This is a genomic window from Glycocaulis sp., assembly GCF_052168375.1.
Classification (GTDB): domain Bacteria; phylum Pseudomonadota; class Alphaproteobacteria; order Caulobacterales; family Maricaulaceae; genus Glycocaulis.
The window spans coordinates 1-6093 of record NZ_JBQLZR010000125.1; the positions used below are offsets into that span (position 1 = coordinate 1).

Annotated in this window: 7 protein-coding genes; 2 read left to right on the plus strand and 5 right to left on the minus strand. The window is 63.4% G+C overall.

Going from position 1 to position 6093, the window contains the following annotated elements:
- On the plus strand, positions 1-779 hold a 779-nt coding region (gene aguB / locus ACTS2Z_RS04925; RefSeq protein ID WP_442572112.1), incomplete at its 5' end, for an N-carbamoylputrescine amidase.
- On the plus strand, positions 776-2335 hold the full coding sequence (locus ACTS2Z_RS04930) for a GNAT family N-acetyltransferase (protein WP_442572113.1): 1560 nt from the start codon (positions 776-778) through the stop codon (positions 2333-2335). The genes aguB and ACTS2Z_RS04930, both read left to right, overlap by 4 nt.
- Positions 2336-2344: 9 nt before the next feature.
- On the opposite strand, the gene ACTS2Z_RS04935 is transcribed toward ACTS2Z_RS04930, so the two are convergent.
- The 5 genes from ACTS2Z_RS04935 to ACTS2Z_RS04955 all read right to left on the minus strand — a co-directional run.
- Complete coding sequence (locus tag ACTS2Z_RS04935) at positions 2345-2524, minus strand: hypothetical protein (protein ID WP_442572114.1); 180 nt, start codon at positions 2522-2524, stop codon at positions 2345-2347.
- Between the two features lie 91 nt (positions 2525-2615).
- Positions 2616-3263 carry a MarC family protein gene (locus ACTS2Z_RS04940; RefSeq protein ID WP_442572115.1) on the minus strand — a complete coding sequence of 216 codons (648 nt, stop codon included), beginning with the start codon at positions 3261-3263 and terminating at the stop codon, positions 2616-2618.
- A gap of 301 nt (positions 3264-3564) precedes the next feature.
- Positions 3565-3915, minus strand: a complete 351-nt coding sequence (locus ACTS2Z_RS04945) for an ArsC/Spx/MgsR family protein (RefSeq protein WP_442572116.1) — start codon at positions 3913-3915, stop codon at positions 3565-3567.
- On the minus strand, positions 3912-4331 hold the full coding sequence (locus ACTS2Z_RS04950) for an MAPEG family protein (RefSeq protein ID WP_442572117.1): 420 nt from the start codon (positions 4329-4331) through the stop codon (positions 3912-3914). The genes ACTS2Z_RS04945 and ACTS2Z_RS04950 overlap by 4 nt, the downstream gene beginning before the upstream one ends.
- 253 nt (positions 4332-4584) lie before the next feature.
- Positions 4585-6093: AAA family ATPase (locus ACTS2Z_RS04955; protein ID WP_442572118.1), on the minus strand; the 1509-nt coding region annotated here is incomplete at its 5' end.

Below are 6093 nucleotides of genomic sequence, written 5' to 3' on the forward strand. Positions count from 1 at the left end.
AAACGGTGAAGGACCTCGTGCGCGAGGCCGCGGCCAAGGGTGCGCAGGTCATCCTGCCACCGGAACTGTTTCAGGGGCCGTATTTCTGCACCAGCCAGGAAGAGCGCTGGTTTGGTACCGCCTACCCCGCACTGGAACATCCGTGCGTGACCGCCCTGCAACCGCTGGCGGCAGAGCTGGGCGTTGTCATCCCGGTCTCGATCTTCGAGCGCGAAGGGCCGCGCTATTACAACTCGATGGTGATGCTGGATGCTGACGGCAAGGCGCTCGGCACCTATCGCAAGAGCCATATTCCCGACGGGCCGGGCTATCAGGAGAAGTATTATTTCCGCCCCGGCGATACCGGCTTCAAGGTGTGGAATACGAAGCATGGCCGCATCGGCGTCGGCATTTGCTGGGACCAGTGGTTCCCGGAAACGGCCCGCGCCATGGCGCTTCTGGGCGCGGAAGTTCTGCTCTACCCGACCGCTATCGGCTCCGAACCCCATGATGACAGCTTGGACACGGCGGCGCGCTGGCGCCGTGCCATGCAGGGTCATGCGGTCTCCAACGTGATGCCGGTGGCTGCGGCCAACCGGGTGGGCGATGAAAACGGGCAGGTCTTTTACGGGACCAGCTTCATCTGCGATCATACTGGCGAGGTGGTATCGGAACTGGACCGGACGGAACGCGGCGTGGCAATCGCGCGTTTCGACCGTGCCTTCCTCGACCGTCACCGCGCCGCCTGGGGCTTTTTCCGGGATCGGCGCACCGATCTGTACGGACCCCATTTTTCATGACTGAAGCCCGACAAAGCGCCAAGCTGACTGTCCGCAATGCCACGCTCGCCGATGTGCCGGAAATCCTGGCGCTGCAGGACCGGGCCTATCCCAACCTGCCGCCGGACCTGCCGGGCATGATACGCGGCCAGATACAGGCATTTCCGGAAGGTCAGTTCCTCGTCGAGTATGAAGGCGATGTGGTGGGCTGGTGCGCCACCTTCATCACCACCGAAGAGCTGGCGATGAGCCCGCACACCTGGGCAGAGATCACCGGCAATGGCTACGCGGCCCGTCATGACGAGGATGGCGAGTGGCTCTACGGCATGGAGGTGGCGGTTGATCCGTCGCGCCGCCGCCTGCGCATCGGCCAGCGGCTTTACAACGCCCGCAAGCAGCTCTGCCAGGCCTGGGGCCTGAAAGGCGTTGTCTTTGGCGGCCGGCTGCCGGGCTATCGCCGCCGCCGCAAGACCTATCCGACGCCGGAAGAATATCTCGCCGCCATCGAGGCGCGCGAGGTGAAGGATTCTGTCTCGAACTTCCAGATGCGCATGGGCTTCGAGCCGGTGGGCGTGCTGAAGAACTATTATCCCGAGGACACGGACTCGGCCGGTCACGCCTCCTTGATGGTGTGGCGCAATCCGAAGTTTGTCGAAGCGCCGACCGGTGGCAAGCGGCCCGATCCGCAGACCGTGCGCGTGGCCGCGATCCAGTTCATGGCCCGCGCCGTGGACAGCACGCGCGAGTTTGAGCGCAATGTGGAATATTTCGTGGATGTCTGCTCGGACTACCGGGCCGATTTCTGCGTCTTCCCGGAAATGTTCACGGTGGCGCTGCTGTCGCTGGAAAAGCGCAGGCTGTCGCCGCAGGAATCCATCGCCGCCCTGTCGCGCCATACGCCGCGCTTCCTGGAGTTCATGAGCCAGCTGGCGGTGCGCTACAATATCAACATCATTGGTGGTTCTCACCCGACCGAGACCGAGGACGGCGAGATCCAGAACGTGGCCTATGTCTTCTTGCGTGACGGCTCGGTCCATGCGCAGGAGAAGATCCACCCGACCCCCAATGAACGCTTCTGGTGGAACATAAAGGGCGGGGATTTCGTCCACGCCATTGCGACCGATTGCGGGCCAATCGGCGTGCTGATCTGCTATGACAGCGAGTTTCCCGAACTTGCCCGGCGTCTTGCCGATGAAGGCGCGCGCATCCTGTTCGTGCCCTATGCCACCGATGACCGGACGGGCCATTTGCGGGTGCGCTATTGCGCCCATGCCCGCGCGATCGAGAACCAGTTCTATGTCGTCACCGCGGGCAATGTGGGCAATCTGCCCGATGTCGAGAACATGGACATCAACTATGCCCAGAGCGCGATCCTGACGCCGTGCGACTTTCCCTTCGCACGCGACGGCATCGCAGCGGAAACATCAGAGAATGTGGAAACGATTGCGGTGGCAGATCTGCGCCTTGACGACCTTGCCGAAAGCCGGCGGTCGGGCACGGTCAGAAACCTGCGCGACCGCCGCTTTGATCTCTACCGGATTGTCTGGAATGACGGTCCGGGGTCGTCGCGCAACTGAACTTGCACGCTATTCCTGACGGGTTGCCGGGATAAGCAGCGCTATCGCCAGCGCGGCGCCCGCGCTCGGCCAGGTAAAGGCGATGGCCTGGTCGATCAGGCCGGTAGCAAGGCTCAGTCCGCCCGCCCCGAGGCCGAGGGCCAGCACGCCTGCAAACGCAATCCAGAGCAGAATTCGAAACCGTGTCATGGCGCATTGTCTCCCGCACCTTGAGGGCAGGAGAATGGCAGAAACTGGCTAAATTTCGGTGTGCGCAGCGTTTACGCCGCATTGACCATGATCAGGCCAGCAGCGCGCCCCGGATACCGTCGAAGATGAACTGGGCGGCAAGCGCGGCCAGGATAACCCCGAGGATGCGCGTGATCATGGCGGCGATGGTATCGCCCATCACCCGCATGAGGGGGCCTGCTGCAAGGAAAAGGACAAGGCAGACGATGAGGTTTGCTGCCATGGCAGAGAGCACGACGCCCTGCGTGGCAAAATCTCCGCCCGAGCCTGACATGTAGAGCATGATGGAGGCGATGGCGCCCGGCCCGGCCAGCATGGGGATTGCCATGGGGAAGACCGAAATGTCTTCCTCGCGCGGCTCGGCGCCATCCGGGTGCAGTTTTTCGGCCCGGTCCTCGCGGCGCTCGGTGCGCTTTTCAAAGATCATGTCGAGCGCGAGCAGGAAGAGCAGAACGCCGCCCGCAGCCCGGAAGGCATCGAGGCTGACATGCAGGGCCGATAGCAGCCACTCCCCGCCATAGGCAAAGCCCAATAGGATCACGGTTGCGATCAGCACCGACTTGATCGCCATCTTGCGCCGGTGCGCCGCGCTGGTGCCTTGCGTCAGCCCGGCAAAGATCGGCATCACCCCTATCGGGTCGATCACCACGAAGAAGGTGACGAAGGCGGCCGAGAGAAGGGCAAGGTCGAAAGCGGGCATGGCGATACCTGTGACGGGCGGCAAAGGGGGCGGATAACACTCCTGCCCCCGCTTGGCGAGGGGGCGGGGACGGCAAGTCCGGTGCTTTCATGCAAGGCGGGTTTGCCATTTCAGCCGGTCAGTTCGGGCCAAGTTCAATGCACCGGGGTCCCCGCCCCCGAGCGGGGACCCAGAACGGTTTCAGCCTGCTGACTTCTGCCAGTCTTTCACTGCTTTACGCCAGGAGTGAAAAGAATGGGTCCCCGATCAAGCCGGGGACCCCGGAGGAGAGGTCCGGGCAAGAATTGTCCGGGGCCTCCCCCTAAACCCCCAGCGCTGCCTTCACATCCTTCGTCCAGCCGGTATGCACCTGCCCGCCGGTCACGATCACCGGGCGCTTGATCAGGGTGCGGTGTTCATCGAGCAGGGCTGCGAGTTTTGACGGGTCATCAGCCCTTGCCTTGTCGGCGTCGGAAAGCTTTCGCCACGTCATCGAGGCGCGATTGATGATCTTCGCCTCGCCGACGGCCCTGATCCATTGAGGGATCAGTCCGCTCACTGAGGGTTCGGCGCGAATGTCAACGAAGGCGGGATTTTTCCCGCCTTCGCCAAGCGCCGTCATTGCCTTGCGGCAGGTCTCGCAAGTCTTCAGTCCGTATACGGTCAGGATCATACCGGCAGCGCAATCAGGTTGCGAACCGCAATGACGATGAGACAGAGCGTCGAGAGCGTGAACAGGGCAAAGCGCAAGGGAATGAAATTGATGGTCGCCTGCACCAGAGAGTGCGCCACACGCAGGATCACATAGGTCCAGGCAAAGCCGATATTGATGGCATCGCCCACGCCGACAAGGTGGCTGTAGGTGACCAGCGCGTAGAAGATCACCGGCTGTTCGTGCAGATGGTTATAATTGTCCGCGATCTGACGCACGCTGCGGGGCAGCACGTCCATCTCGGACTTTTCCTTCATCTTCGTGACGTCAATCTTGGCCTTCTGCATGGCCGGAATGCGCGTGGCGTACATCCACAGCCACATGACCAGCGTCCAGCACACCAGTGCCAGAACCGGCACCATCATGGATTGATACATGAAAATCTCCTCCCCGTTCGGGGTGCGTGGCCGCACCTCCAGTAGGCGGAGCTAAGCGCGACTCTGTCTGAACGGGAAGGGGCGTCTTTTTAGCGGTGCTCCGCGCCTCGCACGAGTTCGGGCGCGCAGTCGCGCTTGCGGCGCTACGCGCCGGGGTGCCGGCCCGGCCCCGGCAGGGGCCGCAAGGCCGACTGGCCGCCCGCGACTTTTCGCGGAACACCGCAGCCCGGATGAGCTGCGGCGCTAAAGATCCCTACTGGATCACCGCTTCTGCCGGCGGCAGGGCCGAGCGGGACACCGCGCGGCCATTGAAGGTGAGGGTTCCCGCTTCTGCCGAGACCGTCACCGTGTCGCCGTCATTGACGCTGCCTTCCAGGATCAGCCGGGCCAGCGGGTCCTGCAACTCCTTCTGGATGACGCGTTTCAGGGGGCGCGCGCCATAAGCGGGATCATAGCCCTTTTCGGCAAGCCAGGCCTTCGCCGCATCATCAAGCTCGATGCGCATGCGGCGGTCCTTGAGGAGGCCTTCGAGCCGCTTGAGCTGGATGGCGACGATCGCACCCATGTGCTGCGGTTCCAGCCGCTGGAAGAGGATGGTCTCGTCGATCCGGTTGATGAATTCCGGGCGGAAACTGGCGCGCACGGCCTCCATCACCTGCGGACGGGCGGCCTCGACCGATCCGGTCAGCAGGTATTCCGATCCGAGGTTCGAGGTCATGATGATGAGCGTGTTGCGGAAATCGACCGTGCGGCCCTGACCATCGGTCAGGCGGCCATCATCGAGCACCTGAAGGAGCACGTTGAAGACGTCCGGGTGCGCCTTTTCCACCTCGTCAAAGAGGATAACCTGATAGGGGCGGCGCCGGACCGCTTCGGTCAGCGCACCGCCCTCGTCATAGCCGACATAGCCCGGAGGAGCGCCAATCATGCGGGCAACGGAGTGCTTCTCCATGTACTCGCTCATGTCGAGGCGGGTGATCGCGCTCTCGTCATCGAACAGGAACTCTGCGAGCGCTTTGGTCAGCTCGGTCTTGCCAACCCCCGTGGGGCCGAGGAAGAGGAAGGAGCCGATGGGGCGGCCGGGGTCTTTCAGGCCGGCGCGTGCCCGGCGCACCGCATCGGACACGGCGGCAACCGCCTCGTCCTGACCGACGACGCGCGCGTGCAGACCGTCCTCCATTTTCAGGAGTTTGGCCCGCTCGCCTTCCAGCATCTTGTCGACCGGCACACCGGTCCAGCGCGAGACGACAGCGGCAATCTGCTCTTCGTCGACGACCTCCTGCACCATGGAGGCCTTGCCATTGGCGTTGCCGGCGTTTTCCGCCTGCGTCAGCTGGCGCTCCAGATCAGGGATGCGGCCATATTTGATCTCGGAGGCACGGCCGAGATCACCGCGCCGCTCGGCGGTGGCTAGCTCTGCACGCAGCTGGTCGAGCTGTTCCTTGAGATGCGTGGCAGAGGCGAGCTTGTCCTTTTCTGCACGCCAGGCCGCCGTCATCTCCGCCGAGCGCTGCTCCAGGTCTGAAAGCTCTTTGGTCAAGGTCTCCAGGCGCGCCTTCGAGGCGGCATCGGATTCCTTCTTGAGCGCTTCAGCCTCGATCTTCAGCTGGATGATGCGCCGGTCGAGCTCGTCGAGCTCTTCGGGCTTGGAATCCACCTGCATGCGCAGGCGCGCCGAGGCCTCGTCCATCAGGTCGATCGCCTTGTCCGGCAGGAAGCGGTCGGAGATGTAGCGGTTGGAGAGAGTGGCGGCGGGCACGAT

What these genes read in the sequence shown, in the direction of transcription:
- ACTS2Z_RS04930 (WP_442572113.1), top strand. Translation starts at nt 776, where the DNA reads ATGACTGAAGCCCGACAAAGCGCCAAGCTGACTGTCCGCAATGCCACG.
- ACTS2Z_RS04935 (WP_442572114.1), bottom strand. Translation starts at nt 2,524, where the DNA reads ATGACACGGTTTCGAATTCTGCTCTGGATTGCGTTTGCAGGCGTGCTG.
- ACTS2Z_RS04940 (WP_442572115.1), bottom strand. Translation starts at nt 3,263, where the DNA reads ATGCCCGCTTTCGACCTTGCCCTTCTCTCGGCCGCCTTCGTCACCTTC.
- ACTS2Z_RS04945 (WP_442572116.1), bottom strand. Translation starts at nt 3,915, where the DNA reads ATGATCCTGACCGTATACGGACTGAAGACTTGCGAGACCTGCCGCAAG.
- ACTS2Z_RS04950 (WP_442572117.1), bottom strand. Translation starts at nt 4,331, where the DNA reads ATGTATCAATCCATGATGGTGCCGGTTCTGGCACTGGTGTGCTGGACG.